This window comes from Streptomyces sp. NBC_01190, assembly GCF_045039895.1.
Taxonomy (GTDB): Bacteria; Actinomycetota; Actinomycetes; order Streptomycetales; family Streptomycetaceae; genus Actinacidiphila.
Window position 1 is genome coordinate 886,672 of record NZ_CP108580.1, and the last position, 16,764, is coordinate 903,435.

Genomic DNA, 16,764 nt, shown 5'->3' on the forward strand with positions numbered 1-16,764 from the left:
TCCGGCAAGGCGGTGTTCAACTGGTCGTCGCCGGAGAGCGGGAGCCTTCACACGTTCTCAAGCATTCTTCGCGCCAAGGAGCAACGATGGTCGCACAGTTGGACACGCCGGAGCCGTCCGGGGACGGCCTCAGCCGCCGTACGGCCGTCGGCCTGCTCGGCACGGCGGGTGTGGGTGCGGTGGCCGCGCCGCTGCTGACGGCGGGCCCGGCCTCGGCCGCGCCGGCCTCGTCGACGGCCTTCCATCCCAGCCCGGACTCCGGTGGCGCCTCGCCGGTGCAGGGACTCCACCTCACCTTCGGCAAGGACCCCAGCACCCAGATGGTGGTGTCCTGGATCACCGACGGCCCGGTCAAGCGCCCCCGGGTGCTCTACGGCACCATCGAGCACGGCCTCGGCTCCGGTTCCGACGCGCGGACCCGCACGTACACCGACGGCAAGTCCGGCCGTACGGTCTACGTCCACCACGCGCCGCTCACCCGGCTGCGTCCCGGCACCGACTACCTGTACCTGGTCTCGCACGACGGCGCCACCCCGGACAGCGGCACCTTCAAGACCGCGCCGCGCGGCCGGCAGCCGCTGACCTTCACCAGCTTCGGCGACCAGTCGGCCCCCCAGGTGACCTGGGCCAACGACGGTTCGGTGGCGCTCGACGCCAACTCCACGCCGGCCACCAAGGACATCGTCACCGGTGTGGAGCAGGTCGCGCCGCTCTTCCACCTGCTCAACGGCGACCTGTGCTACGCCAACCTGGATGTGGACCGGGTCCGCACCTGGAACAACTTCTTCACCAACAACACCCGCTCCGCCCGGTTCCGGCCGTGGATGCCGGCCGCGGGCAACCACGAGATCGAGTCCGGCAACGGCCCGATCGGCCTGGGCGCCTACCAGACCTACTTCGAGCTGCCGTCGACCGAGACCGACGACGAACTGGCCGGCCTCTGGTACGCCTTCACCGCCGGATCGGTCCGGGTGATCGTGCTCCAGAACGACGACAACGCCCTCCAGGACGGCGGCGACCTCTATGTCAGCGGCTACTCCGGCGGTCGCCAGTTGGCATTCCTGGAGCGGGAGTTGAAGGCCGCCCGCAAGGACACCGACATCGACTGGGTGGTCGTCGCCATGCACCAGGTGATGATCAGCTCCTCCGACGCCAACGGCGCCGACCTCGGGCTGCGCGCCAAGTACGGCCCGCTCTTCGACCGTTACAGCGTGGACCTGGTGGTCTGCGGCCACGAGCACAACTACGAGCGGTCGCTCGCGCTGCGCGGTGTGGTCAGCGGCAGCGAGACGCTGACCCCCAACCCGGCGTCCACCCGTACCGACGACATCGACACCGGCCAGGGCACCGTGCACATGATCCTGGGCGGCGGCGGTGTCTCCGGCACCACCAACCAGTCCTTCTTCAAGGACGGCACCGCCAAGGTGATCACCGCGGTCTCCGACACCCGGCCGGCCGGCGGCAAGCGCGCCTCGACGTACGTCAAGGAAGAGGCGGTGTGGGTCGGCGTCCGCGACCTCGACCACCCCTACGGCTTCGCGGCCTTCACCGTCGACCCCGGCCGCTTCCCCGGTGACACCACCCGGCTGCACGTCACGTACTACAACGTGAACAAGCCGAACGGTGAGCTGTCGGTCTTCGAGAACTTCACCCTGCACCGCAAGCGGTCCGACGGCCACCGCTGAGGTTCCCCCGGTGCGCGGGTGGGGCGGGCGTTTCCGCGGACGCGGCGCCCCCGCCCCACCCGCTCCCGTGCGCCGGCCGCCGGCCTTGTAGCGTTGATCCCAGGTCGTACAGGTCAAGGAGTGGCTCGACATGGCAGCAGGCGGCGGACCGCGCATCCTCACCGCGCATCTCGGGTACGGGATCGACGCCTCGAAGGCGGTCCTCGTGGAGCTGCCGGACGGCCGACCGCCCCGGCGGGTGGAGCTGGCCGGACCCGACGGGGAGACCGAGCTGACCGCGGGACCGGTCGAGGCGACGCCCGGCTGGCACACCGGCCCCTACGTCCGGATCGAGCTGCCCGCCAAGCTGTCGGCGGGGGCCTACACCGTACGGGTACTGGACGCCGACGGCCGGGCCGGCGCCTGCGAGCCGTTCGAGATCGCCCCCGACCGGCTCCAGCGGCAGACCATGTCCGATGTGCTGGCGTACTTCAAGGCCATGCGGTCCAGCGGCGAGATCGACCGCAAGGACCGGCACGCCCGGCTGTGGGGCGACGACTCCGGCAAGCAGGTCGACGCGCGCGGCGGCTGGCTCGACGCGAGCGGCGACACCAGCAAGTTCCTCAGCCACCTCACCTACACCCGCACCATGAGCCCGCAGCAGACGCCGCTGTGCGCCTGGGCGATGCTGGCGGCGCGGGACGCGCTCGCCGAGCACCATCCGGCGCTGCTCCGCTCGCTCGGGGCCCGGCTGCGGGACGAGGCGCTGTGGGGCGCCGACTTCCTGGTCCGCTTCCGGGCGCCCGCGGGCTACTTCTACACCGGCATCTTCGACGCGCTCACCAAGGAACTGGACGAGCGGGTGATCACCGCCCCGCTGCCGGACTGTGTGCGCACCGACCGCTACCAGGCCGGCTACCGCCACGGCGGCGGTCTGGCCGTGGCCACCCTCGCCCGCGCCTCGACCCTGGACGCCCACGGCGACTTCCCCTCGGCGCACTACCTGGCCACCGCGCTTGACGCCTTCCTGCATCTGGAGCAGCACAACACGGAGTACCTGCCCGACGGCGAGGAGACGGTGCTCGACGACTACACCGCGCTGCTCGCCGCGTGCGAACTGGTCGCGGCCCGCCCGTCCTGCGCCTCGGACGCGGACGACGAGCCCGTGGGCGAGATCTGGCAGGCGGTCCAGGAAGCGGCGCGGCGGCGGGCGCGGTCGCTGGCGGCGCGCTACCAGCGGGGCGCCGGGCCCGGCTGGTTCCGGGCCGACGAGGAGGGGCGGCCGTTCTTCCACGCGGCCGAGGCCGGTCTGCCGGTGCTGGCGCTGCTCCGGTTCGCCGAGGTGCTGCCGCGCGTGCCCGAGGCCGGGGCCGCCGCCGACCTCGCCGTCGAGGCGATGCTCGACACACTGGACCGCAGTGGCTCGGTGCCCAATCCCTTCGGCTATCCGCGGCAGCGGGTACGGCCGGCCGGCGGCACCGACCGGGACGCCTTCTTCTTCCCGCACGCCAACGAGACCGGCTACTGGTGGCAGGGCGAGAACGCCGGTATCGCCTCGCTGGCCGCGGCCGCCTCGGGCTGCGGGCGGCTCGCCCGGGTCCCCGAGCCGGACCGGGAACGGCTGCTCGGTTTCGCCGACGACCAGCTCGCCTGGATCACCGGCCGCAATCCGTTCGACGCCTCGATGCTCCAGGGCCGCGGCCGGAACACCGTGGACTACGCGTCCGACTTCCCCAACCTGCCGGGCGGCATCGTCAACGGCATCACCTCGGGATGGGCCGACGAGGACGACATCGCCTTCCTGCCGGCGGACGCCCCGGAAGGGGACGGTTGGCGCTGGGCCGAGCAGTGGATCCCGCACACCGGCTGGTTCCTGCTCGCGGTGGCGACCGCCCGCTGAGGCCGGGACGGGTTGGGACGGGCCACCGGCCCGGCCCAACCCGGCATACGGCGCAGGGCAGGATGTGCGCCATGACGCTGCCTCCCGACGACCATCCCCTCTCCCACCACCCCTCCGTGCGGCTGCCGCACGAACGGGTGGTCCTCGCCCGTATGCAGACCACCCAGGACCGGGTGGCGGACGCCATCACCGCGTTCGCGGGCACCATGCTCTTCGTCTATCTGCACGCCGTCTGGTTCGCCGGCTGGATCGCGGTGAACGAGGGGCTGCTCGGGTCGCGGGCGGTCTTCGACCGCTATCCGTTCGGTCTGCTCACCATGATCGTGAGCCTTGAGGCGATTTTCCTGTCCACCTTCGTGATGGTGAGCCAGAACCGGCAGGCGACCCGTGAGAACGTGCGGGCGGACCTGGACTTCGAGACCAACCTGCGGGCCGAGGTGTGGTCGGTGCACATAGGCAAGGCGCTCGGTCTCGACCCGGATCTGATCGAGCGCCGGGTGCGGGACGCCATCGACGAGAGCCGGGTACGGATGAGTGACGCCGCCGGCCGGCCGGGAACGGGCGGCTGACCGCCCGGCCGGTATCGGTACCGGGTACGGAAGTCGGCCGGCCGGCTACCGGGGCGCGGGCTCGGGCTACCGGGGTGCGGGCTCCGGGGACGGGGCCTGCCCGGGGGCGGGGGGCCGGGGGTGGAAGACCGGGGCGATCGCCTGCCCGTCGGGCAGCGGCGGGGCGGCCCGCAGGGGATCGGCCCGGTACCGCCCCGGCGAGACCCCGGTGATCCGCTTGAAGGCGGCGCTGAACGCGGCCTCGGAGGAGTACCCCCAGGCGGCGGCGACCGAGGCCACCGTACGGTCACCGCCCAGCAGTTCGGAGCCCGCGGTGGAGATCCGCCAGCGCTGGAGGTATTCGAGCGGCGGCAGCCCCACGAGCTGCTTGAAGCGGGCCGCGAAGCCGGCCCTGGACATGCCGACCGCGTCGCCGAGCGCCGCGACCGTCCAGCGGCGGGCCGGTTCCCCGTGCATCAGCAGCAGCGCCGCGCCGATCCGCTGGTCGCCGAGCGCGCCCAGCCAGCCGTGCGGCTCTGTCCCGGCGTCCTGGCCGCCCTCCACCAGCGCCCGCATCGCCTGGATGAAGAGCAGTTCGGTGAGGCGTCCGATCATCACCGGCATGCCGAGCCGCGCCGCCTCGACCTCTTCCAGGCACAGCCGCAGCAGCGGCTGGATGGCGCGGGCCGGCGCGCTGTCGGCGCGGATCGCGGTCAGCGAGGGCAGCCCGCTCAGCAGCAGGGCGACGGTCGCGTCCAGGAACTGGACGCTGCCGCCGATGAGGAGGGTCCGCGGCCCGTCGGCCGGCCCGGTGCCGTCCCCCACCCGTACGATCCTGGTCGGGGAGGCGTGGAAGACCGCCTCGCCGTCCTGGGCCGGCGCGTCCTGGTCGCCGGAGACGACGAACGAGTCGCGGGCGGCGAGCAGAAAGCAGTCACCGGCCGTCAGCTCCACCCGCGGCCCGCCGTCCACCCCGATCCGGCACGAGCCGGCGAGCACCGCGCCGATCTTGATGTGCTCGTGCACACCGAGGCGCAGCGCCCAGCGGCCGGCCGCGTCGATCCCTGACAGCGACCCGGTGCGTACGCTCAGCGAGGCGAACACGTCGGACAGCGGGTCCAGGGCTCTTTCCATGACCTCCACGCTAAACCCGCACGTCGAACGGGGCGAACGGCCCCCGCCGGGCACGCTGCCGGGCCGACCGGGTGGCCCCTCCCATGCCGTGCCTATGCCGTGCTCATGCCGTGCTCACGGCTTGCGGGCCAGCACCAGCCTGCCGCGCGGACTGCCGTCCCGGCGCCGGCCGAACTCCGGCAGCGCCCGCAGCTCCACCGTGAATCCGGCGCGGACCAGATCGGCGCGGACCGCGTGCAGCGGAAAGGTGCGGTAGTACATCACGAAGGGCGGTCGCCACACCGCGTTGCGCACCCGCATCGCCGCGTCGAAGCCGGCGAACGCCCAGTACCAGGCGGAGGTCACCGGCGGCGGCGCGCCGATCGGGAAGGCGAACAGGCCGCCGGGGCGCAGCGCCCGGTGCACCCCGGCGAAGAGCGCGGGCCGCTCGGCGGGCAGGAAGTGGCCGAACGCGCCGAAGCTGACCGCCAGATCGAAGCCGTGGGCGAACGGCATGGCCCGTACGTCGGCCCGTACCCACCGCGGCTCCGGCCCGTCCTCGCGGTGCGCCGCGCGGGCCGCCGCCAGCATCCCGGCGCTGAAGTCCACCCCGGTGACGCTGTCCTGGCACAGCGGACCGAGCACCCGTATCCCCGCCCCCGTACCGCAGCACACGTCGAGGCCGTGCTCGAACGGCCCGAGCGCCGCCAGCGCGCCGCCCACCGCGTCGAGAAAGGTGTCAGGGGTGCGGAACGGGGTGTGGTCGAACCTCGGGGCCAGCAGGTCGTAGCCGTGCTCGACGGAACTCAGCGCCTGCGCGGTCAGTTCACGCAGGCTCGGCCCCTGTGCGGAGAACATCCCGCCAGGATACGGCGGCGGCCAAGGGGCGCCCGCCGCACGGGCGGAGGTGAACGGGGCACGGCACCGCGCGAGCGGCGGCCGGGGGTGGATGAACATGCCTCAGATGTGCCGAACGCCTCACCCCGACGAAACGGAATCGCCATTCCCATGGGATATTCTGTGCGGTAGCGGAATAGTAATTCCGCTTACCCTTGCCCACCCCCGCTTACCGCTGAACACCGAGGAGTTCCATGGCGTCCGAGAGCCGGCGCACACATCACCAGGTCACGTTCGTGGTTCTCGCGGCCAGCGTGAGCGCGTACGCGTTGCTCCAGTCCCTGGTCACCCCCGTCCTGCCGACGATCCAGGAAGACCTGCACACCAACCAGAACACCGTGACGTGGGTCCTGACGGCCTATCTGCTCTCGGCGTCCATATTCACCCCGATCATGGGCCGCATAGGCGACATCCTGGGCAAGGAGCGCGTCTACGTCGCGACCCTCGCCGCGCTCGCCGCGGGCTCCCTGCTCGCCGCGCTCGCCACCAACGTCACGGTGATGATCATCGCCCGGGTCATCCAGGGCATCGGCGGCGGTGTGCTGCCGCTGGCCTTCGGCATCATCCGGGACGAGTTCCCCAAGGAGAAACTCTCCGGCGCCATCGGCGCCATCGCCTCGCTGACCGCGGTCGGCGCGGGCCTGGGCATCGTGCTGGCCGGCCCGATCGTCAACGCGCTCGACTACCACTGGCTGTTCTGGCTGCCGATGATCCTCACCGTCATCGCCGCCGTGGCCGCCGCCGTGTTCATCCCGAACTCGCCCATCCGCACCCCCGGCCGGATCAGCTGGCTGCCCGCGGTGCTGCTGTCGGCGTGGCTGGTCGCCCTGCTGGTCGGCCTCAGCCAGGCGCCGACCTGGGGCTGGGGCTCCACCAAGGTCATCGGCCTCTTCCTGGCCGCCGCGGTGCTCGCGGTCGGCTGGGTCGAGGTGGAGCGCCGTTCCGCGTCACCGCTGATCGACATGAACATGATGCGCCGCCCCGCGGTGTGGACCAACAACCTGGTGGCGCTGCTCTTCGGCATCGGCATGTACGCGGTCTTCGCGTTCCTGCCCGAGTTCGTGCAGACCCCGAAGTCCACCGGATACGGATTCGGCGCGAGCATCACCCAGTCCGGTCTGATCCTGCTGCCGATGACCGTCACCATGTTCCTGGTCGGCCTCGGCTCCAGCAGCTTCGCCGCCCGGGTCGGCGGCAAGACCGTGGTGCTGCTCGGCTCGCTGATCGGCACCGGATCGATGGCACTGCTCGCCTTCGCGCACACCCAGACCTGGGAGCTGTATCTGGCCACCGCGGTCATGGGCGTCGGTTTCGGACTGGCCTTCGCTGCCATGTCCAGCCTGATCGTCAGCGCGGTGCCGCCGGAGCAGACCGGTGTCGCCAGCGGCATGAACGCCAACATCCGTACCATCGGCGGCTCCATCGGCGCCGCCCTGATGGCCAGCGTCGTCACCGCGAGCCCCGCCGCCGACGGCCTGCCCCGCGAGGCCGGCTACACCCACGGTTTCGCCATGCTCGGCGGCGCCCTGCTGGTGGCCGCGCTCGCCGCCGCGCTGATCCCGGTCAGCCGGCGCTCCACCCTGGTCGACTTCTCCGAGGAACCGGCGCACGCGGAGCTCGCGATGGTGCCTGGCGGTACGGTCGTAGGGGACAAGTCGGAGTGACCCACTCCGGGCCGGCCCGCCTCGGGTGCGCCGGCCGGCCGTACCGACCGGGAGTGACGATGACAGCGCACGGTCCGCAGATCCGGCCGATGCGGCGGGACGCGGTACGCAACCACCGCCTGGTGGTGGAGGCGGCCCGCGAGGTGCTGGCCGAGTTCGGTACCGACGCGAGCATGGAGCTGATCGCCTCCCGCGCCGGTGTGGGCGTGGGTACGGTCTACCGGCGCTTCCCCAACAAGGAGGCGCTGGTCGACGAGATCGCCCGGCAGATCCTCATCGAGCTGGTGGACGAGGCGCGCCTGGCACTCGACCGCGCCGACGGCACCGGCCTCGAGGACTTCCTGTGGGTGATAGGGCGTTCGCTGAGCAAGCACCACGGCTACGCCGACAAGCTGGTGGGCAGCACCAAGGTCGGCTGCGTCGAGCAGTTGCGCGATCTGATCTCCGAACTCCTCGCGCAGGCAAAGGAGAACGGCCGGATCGGCGCGGATGTCACTTTGGGCGACATCATGACGCTCGCCTGGGGCCTGCGCGGGGTGGTGGAGACCGCGGGCGCGGTGGTGCCGGACGCGTGGCAGCGGCATCTCGACATCCATCTCGCCGGACTGCGCGCGGCGTTTCCGGTCAGCGAGCGCCCGGCGGTCACCCGCGAGCAGCTCACCCTGGTGAACGAGAGCAAGCCGCAGCGCTGACGGCGCCGCCCGGCGGCATCGGGCCGCTTCGGTGAGCTCCGGTGGACGGGGCGCGGATTCCGCCGGCGCGGGTCCCGCTGGCTCGGATACGACGACGGCCGCCGACAGGAGTCGGTGGCCGTCGTGATTGGTCGCGAACCGCGCCGACCGCGGTGACGCGCGGTGGGCGGTCGTGTGGGGTCAGTGGCCGGTCGCCGGCCCTGAGGGCATCAGCCCTGCCGCGCCTTGGACCGGGGGTCCTTGCGGTTGATCACGAAGACCTTGCCGCGGCGGCGGACGATCTGGGCCCCAGGGCGCTTCTTCAGCGACCGAAGCGAGTTACGTACCTTCATTCGGGGCACCCTTCTGCTCGGACGAATCGTTCCACGCACAAGAACCGCGGCGGCCCCTCGTTCATTCCGGACAGCGGGGCGGAGAAGGGGACCCGATGAGCGGGGAAGAGCAGGACGGGATACGGGAGCGGACACCGGAGCGGACGGACGGCCGCGGGGCGCCGGCGGTGGCGGACGACCCGCCGGGTGCCGGGCCCGACTCCGACCCCGACCCCGGCTCCGCCGAAGGCGCGCGGACCGAGGGGAGCGGCCCCGGATTCGCCCACCCCGACTTCTCCAGCCCGGGATTTTCCAGCCCCGACTTCTCCAGCCCTGATTTCAGCGGCCCCGCGTCCCACATCGAGGAGTACACCCCGCCGGATTTCGTCGTCCCGCCCTTCGAGGGGCCGGACTACGAGGCCGACGACTCCGGCACCCTGGTACCGGAAGAGGCCGGCTTCGCCAGCCCGGGGTTCTCCAGCCCCGACTTCTCCAGCCCCGGCTCGATGGCCGCGGCGGACGCGGACAAGGACACCGAGTAGGGCGCCGGCAAGAATCCCGGCGCCCCCGGGCCCGGCGATCGGCCGCCCAGGCCCATCAGATGGTGAACGAGCCGTCCGGCCCGCCGATCCGGCGGATCGCCTCCAGGGGATACGGGGTCTGCCTGCTCTCATAACGGAACCGGCGGTAGTAGTCCGTCATCACCACGGCGACCGGGGCGTAGCGGGTGAGGATCGCCGCGACCCGGGACGGAATTCCCGTCGGGGGTTCTCCTTGGGCGCATGCGCGCACAAACGCGCCGCGCTCCTCCCCCTGGTACCCGTACAGGGCGGTGACGAGCCAGATCACCAGATGGGTGACGGTGTAGCAGCGGTCATAGGTCCGGTGTTCGGCGAAGAAGTCGGCCTCGTCCTTCGCCAGGTCGAACCGGGCGGAGATCGCGAGGCCGTAGTCGGTGAAGAACAGGCGCTTGCCGTCGGTGAGGATGTTCTGGAAGTGGCCGTCGAAATGCAGGAGCCCGCGGGCGTTCATGAAAGAGGTGCCGGCCTCGAGTTCCCTCGCCACCATGGTGCATGCCCGCTCGGCCGTCTCATCGTCAGCTTTGACCTGAGGGTCCAGCCAGTCGTGCAGGTTCTGCGGGATGTACTCCACGAACAGCGCGACGCTCGCCGAGGAGTCTCGCAGCGCCTCGATCCGGTGGCGCACCCGCGATCCGCCTCCCCAGTAGGCGACGGCCTTCTCCACGTCGGCCAGTTCCTCGGGCAGCACCTGCCCGGGGTGCGGCAGCACCCGCCAGTGGTACATCAACGGGAAGCCCTCGTGGTCCTGGGCGAGCACCCAGTTCGTCGTCATGGTGTGCACGGCCAATTCCCGCCAGGCCCCCCATCCCGGGCCTGCGGGGACCCCGAGGCCGGGGTGGCAGAAGGTCGGCAGCCCGAAGAGGTTCGCGGTGGATCGGACGTGCTCCGGCTGCCTTTCCAGATCGGTCAGCGGCAGCCGCTTGACGAAGACCGGGGTTCCGCCGACCTCCAGCAACGCCGAGGTCCCGCCGATGCCCGCGCCCATCGGCGCGGCCGTATCAACGAGGTCGCGCAGTTCGCGATCACTGCACAGCGCCAGCGATGCGGAGACGGCACTGTAGGCCGCCAACCGCGCACCACGCGACGTGTCGAAACTCTCGACGGCTACCTCCACCAGGGCACCTTGGCCGCACCGCACCTGAAGATCGACAACGAGGCCGAGAGAACACGGTACCCCGCCAGATGCGGCGGCGACTTCCGCCGGTCACCGCACCGACCCCTGGTTCTCGGCCGGAGGACGCCCGGACGTCTTCCGGGCCGGGGAGGCTGCCCGCCAGGGGTGTTGCGCGGGGCTCCGGCTGGTAGCCGGGAAACTGTCAGAGAACGCCAAATAAGCCAAATGAGCCAAGAACGCCAGGCACGCCAAGAACGCAGAGAACGCCAAGAACCCGAAGAACACGGAAGAACGCGCCCTGAAAACCGAGGTGCCGACACGCGACGAGCGGGGACCAGCGAGAGCCATGGGCAATCCGTCACTCCCCCCGGGGAACGCCGTGGCCGCCGCGTGGTGGCGCCGGCTGCCCTGGCGGACGATCGCGTGCCTGGTGCCGGCGCTGGCCGTCGGGCTCTGGGCCGCCGAGCACCGCTCGCTGCTCGTCTCGGGCGGCGAGGACCTGCTGGCCGCCGACCGCTTCTGGCTGCTGGGCGCCCTTGCCGCGACCGGCCTCGGCTGGGTCGCCATCGCCTGCGCCCGACAGGGCACCGTGCTCGAACCGTTGCCCACCGGGCGCCTGCTGGCCACCCAGTTCGCGGCGACCGCCGCCAACCAGCTCACGCCGGCCGGTATCGGCGCGGGCGCGGTCAACCTCCGCTTTCTGCGCGGCTGCGGGCTGCCGCTCGGCCGCACCTCCGCGGCGCTCGCGCTCTACTCGCTGGCCGAGTCGGTGGGCCGGGTCACCCTGCTGCTGGTGCTGGTCACCGCCTTCCCGCACGCGCTGCGGCTGAACGGCCTGCTGCCTGACGGTGACGCGCTGCTGTTCATCGGCGCGGTGCTGGCCGGCGGTCTGCTGCTGGTGACGCTTTTCCTGCTGTCCGCCCGCCGGGTCCGGCGCTTCATCCGCGTCTTCCTGGCCACCGCGCTGACCGATGCCCGCTCGCTGCACCTGCGGCCGTCCAGGGCCCTGGCGCTGTGGGGCGGTTCGCTGGCCTTCCCCGCGCTCCAGGCGCTGTCGCTGGTCGCGGTCACCCACGCGCTGGGCATCACGGTGTCGGCCCCGCATGTGGCCATCGCGTATCTGGCCGCCACCTGCCTGGCCGCCGGCATACCCGCGCCCGGCGGCGTCGGCTCGGTGGACGCGGCGCTGGCGATCGCGCTCGTCGCGGCGGGCGCCCCCACCGCGGCGGCCACCTCCGCCGTCCTCGCCTACCGCATCGTGACGGTGTGGCTGCCGCTGCTGCCGGCCGCGCTGACGCTGGGCGCGCTGGTCCGCCGCAAGGTGGTCTGACCGCTGCCGGGTCGCCCGAGCCGGCGGGTGGTCTGACCGCCGCGGGTCTGCCCGAGCCGGCGCGGAACCCGGCTGGGCACCGGCCGCCGGCACCCGACAGCCGCCCGGGCCGATAACGGTGAGATAACGGTGGAACACCGGTGAAAACCGCCCCGCGTCATTCGGAGAGCGCTCTCTCGAACTCTTGACACCGTGCCGCCCGAGCACGATCGTCTCCCCCCGGGGCCTGTTACGTTCACGTCAACTTACCTCAACAAGGCCGCATCGCAGCCCGCGCGTGTCGTCGTAGTCCGAAGCCTGGAGGCTCTCCCGTGCGTCGATGGAAACGAACCGCGCTGCCCTTCGCGGCAGCCATCCTCCTTGTCGGCGGGGTGACCGCCTCCACCGCCGGAGCCGCCACCGGCCGGGCGGACACCGCGGCCGCCCGGCCCTGGGCGAACGCCGCGCAGACGCCGGACCAGCGGGCGGACGCGCTGCTGGCGCAGATGACGCTCGCCGAGAAGCTGACCATGCTGCACGGTGGCGCCTCCTGCGGCTATGTCGGCTGTGTGGACGGCAACACCCGCCTCGGCATACCGCCCCTGCACCTCCAGGACGGCCCGGTCGGCGCCGGCGACGGGCTGTCGAACGTGACGCAGATGGCCGCCCCGGTGGCCGGCGCGGCCACCTGGGACACCTCGCTGATGCAGAGCTACGGCCAGGTGCTGGGCTCCGAGCAGTGGGGCAAGGGCACCAACGTCGTCCTCGCGCCGACCATCAACATCGTGCGCGACCCCCGTTGGGGCCGCGCCTTCGAGTCGCTGGGCGAAGACCCTTATCTGGCCGGGCAGTTGGGGGCCGCGGACATCCAGGGCATCCAGAGCCAGGGCCCGATGGCGCAGGTGAAGCACTACGCCGTATACAACCAGGAGACCAACCGCAACAACGCCTCCGACAACGCGATCGTCTCCGACCGGGCCGAACGGGAGATCTACACCCCGGCGTTCGAGGCCGCGGTCAAGCAGGGCCAGGTCGACTCGGTGATGTGCTCGTACTCCGCGATCAACGGCCCCTTCGCCTGTGAGAACGGGCCGTTGCAGAACGGCACCCTCAAGGGCGATCTCGGCTTCACCGGCTTCATCACCTCCGACTGGGGGGCGACCCACTCCACCGTCGCCTCCGCCAACAACGGGCTCGACATGGAGATGCCGGGCAGCGACTACTACGGCACCGCGCTCACCAACGCGGTGAACAGCGGGCAGGTGTCGCAGGCCACCATCAACGACCATGTCCGGCGCATCCTCGTCTCGATGTTCCGCCAGGGGCTGTTCGACAACCCCAACACCGGGAACGTCAACGCGGTCGTCACCTCGTCGGCGCACGCCGCGGTCTCCCAGCAGGTCGCGGAAGAGGGCAGTGTGCTGCTGAAGAACACCGGCGGAGTCCTGCCGGTGGCGTCCTCGGTGCACTCGGTCGCGGTGATCGGCGACGACGCGGGGACCGACGCGATGACCCAGGGCGGCGGCAGCGCGGGCGTCAACCCGGCGCATCTCATCACCCCGTACCAGGGCATCACGTCCCGGGCGGGCAGCGGCACCACGGTGACCTACGCGCCCGGTGTGGCCTCGTCGAACGGCGCGCTCCCGCCGGTCCCCGCCCAGTACCTGACGCCGTCCTCCGGCACCGGCAACGGCCTGTTCGGGCAGTACCACAACAGCACCGACCTCTCCGGCGCGGTGGTGGCCAGCAGGGTCGACTCCTCGATCGACTCGGTGTACGGCGGCGCCTCGCCCGCTTCGGGCGTCAACGCCACCAACTGGTCGGTGAAGTGGACCGGCAACCTCACCCCGCCGACCTCCGGCAGCTACACCTTCTCGCTCAACAGCGACGACGGCAGCCGCCTGTTCGTCAACGGCCAGCAGATCGTGAACAACTGGGGTGACCACGGCCCCACCACCAAGACCGGCACGGTGACGCTGACCGGCAACCAGCCGGTGAGCGTCGAGGTCGACTACTACCAGGGCGGCGGCGGCAGCAATGTCAGCCTCGGCTGGCAGGTGCCCGGGCAGTCGGCGCACGACCAGGCGGTCACCGCGGCCCGCAACGCGGCCCTCGCGGTGGTCTTCGTCAGCAACTTCGAGTCCGAGGGCAGCGACCTCGGTTCGATCGATCTGTCCTCCGCGCAGAACACCCTGGTCAGCGATGTGGCCGCCGCCAACCCCAATACGGTCGTGGTGGTCAACAGCGGTTCCGCGGTGACGATGCCCTGGGCCAACAGCGTCCGCGGCATCATCGAGAACTGGTACCCGGGCCAGGAGGACGGCACCGCGATCGCCCGGCTGCTCTACGGGGACACCAACTTCTCAGGGAAGCTGCCGGTGACCTTCCCGCAGAGCCTCGCCGACGTCCCCGCCCACACCACCGCGCAGTGGCCCGGCCAGAACGGCACCGTCCAGTACAGCGAGGGCGTCAACGTCGGCTACCGCTGGTACGACAGCCAGAACAAAACCCCGCTCTACCCCTTCGGCTACGGCCTGTCCTACACCACCTTCGGCTACACCAACCTCACCGTCGGCCAGCCCGACACCAGTGGCAACGTCGCCGTCGGCTTCGACGTCACCAACACCGGCACCCGCGCCGGCGCCGAAGTCGCCCAGGTCTACGTCGGCCAGCCCGCCACCACCGGCGAGCCCCCCAAGAGCCTGCGCGGCTTCCAGCGGGTCACCCTCAACGCCGGCCAGACCCAGCACGTCACACTGACCCTGGACGCGCGCAGCTTCCAGTACTGGAACAACGGCTGGACCAACGCCGCCGGCACCAACACCGTCTCGGTCGGCTCCTCCTCCCGGGACATCCGCCTCACCGGCACCACCACCGTCACCGCCGGCGGCAACTCCCACCCGGTGCTCTCCCGCACCGGCTGGACGGCCACCGCCTCCGCGACCGGTGGGGGCGACGTGCCGGCCCGGATGCTGGACGGCGACGCGACGACCCGCTGGAGCACCGGCACCCCGATGGTCAACGGCCAGACGGTGACGGTCGACATGGGCGCGGCGCACTCCATCAGCCGGATCACCATGGACTCGGCGGGCAGCGCCTCCGACTACGCCCACGGCTACTCGGTGGCGCTCTCCTCCGACGGGGTGAACTGGTCGGCCCCGGTGGCGACCGGGACCGGGACCACGGCGCTGGTCAGCGTCTCGTTCACCACGCAGTCGGCCCGCTACATCCGGGTGACGCAGACCGGCAGTTCGAGTTCCTGGTGGTCGATCGCCGAGTTCAACGCCTATAGCTGAGCGGGCGGTCGAGCAGGTGGTCGGGTCGGGCCGCCGAAGCCGGCGGCCCGGCTCAGCGGCGGCCCGGGTCCTTCAGGGCCCGGGCCGCCGTGCGTGCCACCGCGTCGGCGACCGCGGCGAGGGCCGGGGAGTCCAGCCGCCACTGCTGCCAGTACAGGGGCACGTCCACGTACCGGCCCTCGGCGAGGTCGACCAAGGCTCCCGGGGCGGTGTAGGGGGCCGCCTGGGCGTCCGGGATCATGCCCCAGCCCAGCCCGGCGGCGACCGCCGCCACGTAAGCCTCCGAGGAGGGGACGTAGCTGCGGGCCCCGCCGGGGGCGCGGCGCGGGGCGACCGCCCGCAGGAAGCGGTCCTGGAGGTCGTCCTTGCGGTCGAAGACGACCACCGGGGCGTCGGCGAGGAGCCGGCCGAGCGGCGCCCCGGAGAGCCGCCGGGCGGCGAAGCCGGGTGTGGCCATGGCCCGGTAGCGCATCGTGCCGAGCGCCCGCACCGAACACCCCTGCACGGGCTCGGGCGAGGAGGTGACGGCGGCCATCACCAGGCCCTGGCGCAGCAGCAGCGCGGTGTGGTCCTGGTCGTCCCGGTGCAGGTCGAAGCTGACGTCGAGGCGCGCCGCGACCTCGGCGAGGGCGGGCAGGAACCAGGTGGCGAGCGAGTCGGCGTTGACCGCGATGGGCAGCGAGGCGGTGCCCGCCGCGTCGTCGAGGCCGAGTTCGGCGCCGGCGTCCCGCTCCAGCCGGGCCAACTGCCGGCCGAACCGGACCACGATCTCGCCGGATTCGGTGAGCCGCACCGGCTTGGAGCGCAGCAGCAGGATCCGGCCGGTGCGCTGTTCCAGCGCCTTGACCCGCTGGCTGACCGCGGAGGGCGTCACGTGCAAGGTCGCGGCCGCCGCCTCGAAGGTGCCCTCGTCCACCACGGCGAGCAGCGTGCGTACCTGGTCGAGCGGCAGATCCGGCACCGGTGCGGGCTCCCCTGATCACGCTGATGAAGCTCTGCTCATCGGACCTTAGAAACATTAGCTGGATTCATGAGCGGACCGCTCCTAGCCTCGGGGCATGCCTGAAGCTCTTGTCGCCTGCCTGGCGGGTCTCGGCACCGGCCTGTCGCTCATCGTGGCCATCGGGGCCCAGAACGCCTTCGTGCTGCGGCAGGGCATCCGGCGCGAGCACGTGGGAGCCGTGGTGGCGATCTGCGCGGCCTCGGACGCGCTGCTGATCTCGGTGGGCGTCAGCGGCGTCGGCCGAGTGGTCGGGCGGTGGCCCACCGCGATGACCGTCACCGCCTGGATCGGCGCCGCCTTCCTCGGCTGCTACGGACTGCTCGCCGCCCGGCGCGCCCTGCACCCCGCCGCCCTCACCACCGACGACGCGGCCGGCGGCTCGCTGCGCGGCGCGGTCCTCACCTGTCTGGCGATGACCTGGCTCAACCCGCACGTCTACCTCGACACCGTGCTGCTGCTCGGTTCGGTCGCCAACGGGTACGGATCCGCCCGCTGGCCGTTCGGCCTGGGCGCGGTGGCCGGCAGTGTGCTGTGGTTCGGCTCGCTCGGCTTCGGCGCCCGGCTGCTGCGCCGGCCCTTCGCCCGCCCCTCCTCGTGGCGCGTCCTGGACGCGGTCATCGCCTGCACCATGATCACCCTGGGCCTGACGATGGCGGCCCGCGCCTGAGGGGC

14 protein-coding genes are annotated in these 16,764 nt (G+C 71.9%); 9 read left to right on the top strand and 5 right to left on the bottom strand.

Annotation, left to right across the window (positions count from 1 at the left end):
* Positions 1-86: 86 nt before the first annotated feature.
* The 3 genes from OG519_RS03825 (at position 87) to OG519_RS03835 (ending at position 4,133) form a co-directional block, all read left to right on the top strand.
* Positions 87-1,685 (top strand): purple acid phosphatase family protein, encoded by a 1,599-nt coding sequence (locus OG519_RS03825; protein ID WP_405578643.1) that lies wholly within the window; start codon positions 87-89, stop codon positions 1,683-1,685.
* A gap of 130 nt (positions 1,686-1,815) precedes the next feature.
* Positions 1,816-3,564: a glycoside hydrolase family 9 protein gene (locus tag OG519_RS03830; protein ID WP_405578644.1), complete on the top strand. Its 1,749-nt coding sequence runs from the start codon at positions 1,816-1,818 to the stop codon at positions 3,562-3,564.
* A gap of 71 nt (positions 3,565-3,635) precedes the next feature.
* Positions 3,636-4,133, top strand: coding sequence for a DUF1003 domain-containing protein (locus OG519_RS03835; RefSeq protein ID WP_405578646.1), 498 nt, complete (start codon positions 3,636-3,638; stop codon positions 4,131-4,133).
* A 66-nt stretch (positions 4,134-4,199) separates the two neighbouring features.
* Here OG519_RS03835 and OG519_RS03840 read toward each other — a convergent pair whose 3' ends face one another.
* Both OG519_RS03840 and OG519_RS03845 read right to left on the bottom strand, forming a co-directional pair.
* Entirely contained in the window at positions 4,200-5,246 is a 1,047-nt protein-coding gene (locus tag OG519_RS03840; protein WP_405578648.1) for an AraC family transcriptional regulator, read from the bottom strand.
* A gap of 114 nt (positions 5,247-5,360) precedes the next feature.
* A complete protein-coding gene (locus OG519_RS03845) occupies positions 5,361-6,083 on the bottom strand; it encodes a class I SAM-dependent methyltransferase (RefSeq protein ID WP_405578650.1) in 723 nt (240 codons plus the stop codon).
* 233 nt (positions 6,084-6,316) lie between these two features.
* On the opposite strand from OG519_RS03845, the gene OG519_RS03850 reads away from it, so the two are divergent.
* Positions 6,317-7,786: an MFS transporter gene (locus OG519_RS03850; RefSeq protein WP_405578652.1), complete on the top strand. Its 1,470-nt coding sequence runs from the start codon at positions 6,317-6,319 to the stop codon at positions 7,784-7,786.
* 59 nt (positions 7,787-7,845) lie between these two features.
* Positions 7,846-8,478 carry a TetR/AcrR family transcriptional regulator gene (locus OG519_RS03855; protein ID WP_405578654.1) on the top strand — a complete coding sequence of 211 codons (633 nt, stop codon included), beginning with the start codon at positions 7,846-7,848 and terminating at the stop codon, positions 8,476-8,478.
* Positions 8,479-8,687: 209 nt separating this feature from the next.
* On the opposite strand, the gene ykgO is transcribed toward OG519_RS03855, so the two are convergent.
* Entirely contained in the window at positions 8,688-8,810 is a 123-nt protein-coding gene (gene ykgO / locus OG519_RS03860; protein WP_405578656.1) for a type B 50S ribosomal protein L36, read from the bottom strand.
* Between the two features lie 95 nt (positions 8,811-8,905).
* On the opposite strand from ykgO, the gene OG519_RS03865 reads away from it, so the two are divergent.
* Complete coding sequence (locus OG519_RS03865; RefSeq protein WP_405578658.1) at positions 8,906-9,331, top strand: hypothetical protein; 426 nt, start codon at positions 8,906-8,908, stop codon at positions 9,329-9,331.
* 55 nt (positions 9,332-9,386) lie between these two features.
* Here OG519_RS03865 and OG519_RS03870 read toward each other — a convergent pair whose 3' ends face one another.
* The gene (locus OG519_RS03870) at positions 9,387-10,484 is read right to left on the bottom strand and encodes a protein kinase family protein (protein WP_405578660.1); all 1,098 of its coding nucleotides are present in this window, start codon (positions 10,482-10,484) and stop codon (positions 9,387-9,389) included.
* 346 nt (positions 10,485-10,830) lie between these two features.
* Here OG519_RS03870 and OG519_RS03875 point away from each other — a divergent pair, with 346 nt between their 5' ends.
* Together OG519_RS03875 and OG519_RS03880 are read left to right on the top strand one after the other, a co-directional pair.
* Positions 10,831-11,814 carry a YbhN family protein gene (locus OG519_RS03875; RefSeq protein ID WP_405578661.1) on the top strand — a complete coding sequence of 328 codons (984 nt, stop codon included), beginning with the start codon at positions 10,831-10,833 and terminating at the stop codon, positions 11,812-11,814.
* A 311-nt stretch (positions 11,815-12,125) separates the two neighbouring features.
* On the top strand, positions 12,126-15,089 hold the full coding sequence (locus OG519_RS03880) for a glycoside hydrolase family 3 C-terminal domain-containing protein (protein WP_405578662.1): 2,964 nt from the start codon (positions 12,126-12,128) through the stop codon (positions 15,087-15,089).
* A gap of 52 nt (positions 15,090-15,141) precedes the next feature.
* Here the strand turns inward: OG519_RS03880 and OG519_RS03885 are convergent, their stop codons facing one another.
* Complete coding sequence (locus OG519_RS03885; RefSeq protein ID WP_405578664.1) at positions 15,142-16,050, bottom strand: LysR family transcriptional regulator ArgP; 909 nt, start codon at positions 16,048-16,050, stop codon at positions 15,142-15,144.
* A 97-nt stretch (positions 16,051-16,147) separates the two neighbouring features.
* Between OG519_RS03885 and OG519_RS03890 the strand changes: the two genes are divergently transcribed.
* Entirely contained in the window at positions 16,148-16,759 is a 612-nt protein-coding gene (locus OG519_RS03890) for a LysE/ArgO family amino acid transporter (protein ID WP_405578666.1), read from the top strand.
* Positions 16,760-16,764: the final 5 nt, after the last annotated feature.

Bases quoted from the DNA above. Each gene is read 5' to 3' on its own strand.
- OG519_RS03840 (WP_405578648.1), bottom strand. From the start codon at position 5,246: ATGGAAAGAGCCCTGGACCCGCTGTCCGACGTGTTCGCCTCGCTGAGC.
- OG519_RS03855 (WP_405578654.1), top strand. From the start codon at position 7,846: ATGACAGCGCACGGTCCGCAGATCCGGCCGATGCGGCGGGACGCGGTA.
- OG519_RS03835 (WP_405578646.1), top strand. From the start codon at position 3,636: ATGACGCTGCCTCCCGACGACCATCCCCTCTCCCACCACCCCTCCGTG.
- OG519_RS03825 (WP_405578643.1), top strand. From the start codon at position 87: ATGGTCGCACAGTTGGACACGCCGGAGCCGTCCGGGGACGGCCTCAGC.
- ykgO (WP_405578656.1), bottom strand. From the start codon at position 8,810: ATGAAGGTACGTAACTCGCTTCGGTCGCTGAAGAAGCGCCCTGGGGCC.
- OG519_RS03890 (WP_405578666.1), top strand. From the start codon at position 16,148: ATGCCTGAAGCTCTTGTCGCCTGCCTGGCGGGTCTCGGCACCGGCCTG.
- OG519_RS03845 (WP_405578650.1), bottom strand. From the start codon at position 6,083: ATGTTCTCCGCACAGGGGCCGAGCCTGCGTGAACTGACCGCGCAGGCG.
- OG519_RS03830 (WP_405578644.1), top strand. From the start codon at position 1,816: ATGGCAGCAGGCGGCGGACCGCGCATCCTCACCGCGCATCTCGGGTAC.
- OG519_RS03850 (WP_405578652.1), top strand. From the start codon at position 6,317: ATGGCGTCCGAGAGCCGGCGCACACATCACCAGGTCACGTTCGTGGTT.
- OG519_RS03875 (WP_405578661.1), top strand. From the start codon at position 10,831: ATGGGCAATCCGTCACTCCCCCCGGGGAACGCCGTGGCCGCCGCGTGG.
- OG519_RS03865 (WP_405578658.1), top strand. From the start codon at position 8,906: ATGAGCGGGGAAGAGCAGGACGGGATACGGGAGCGGACACCGGAGCGG.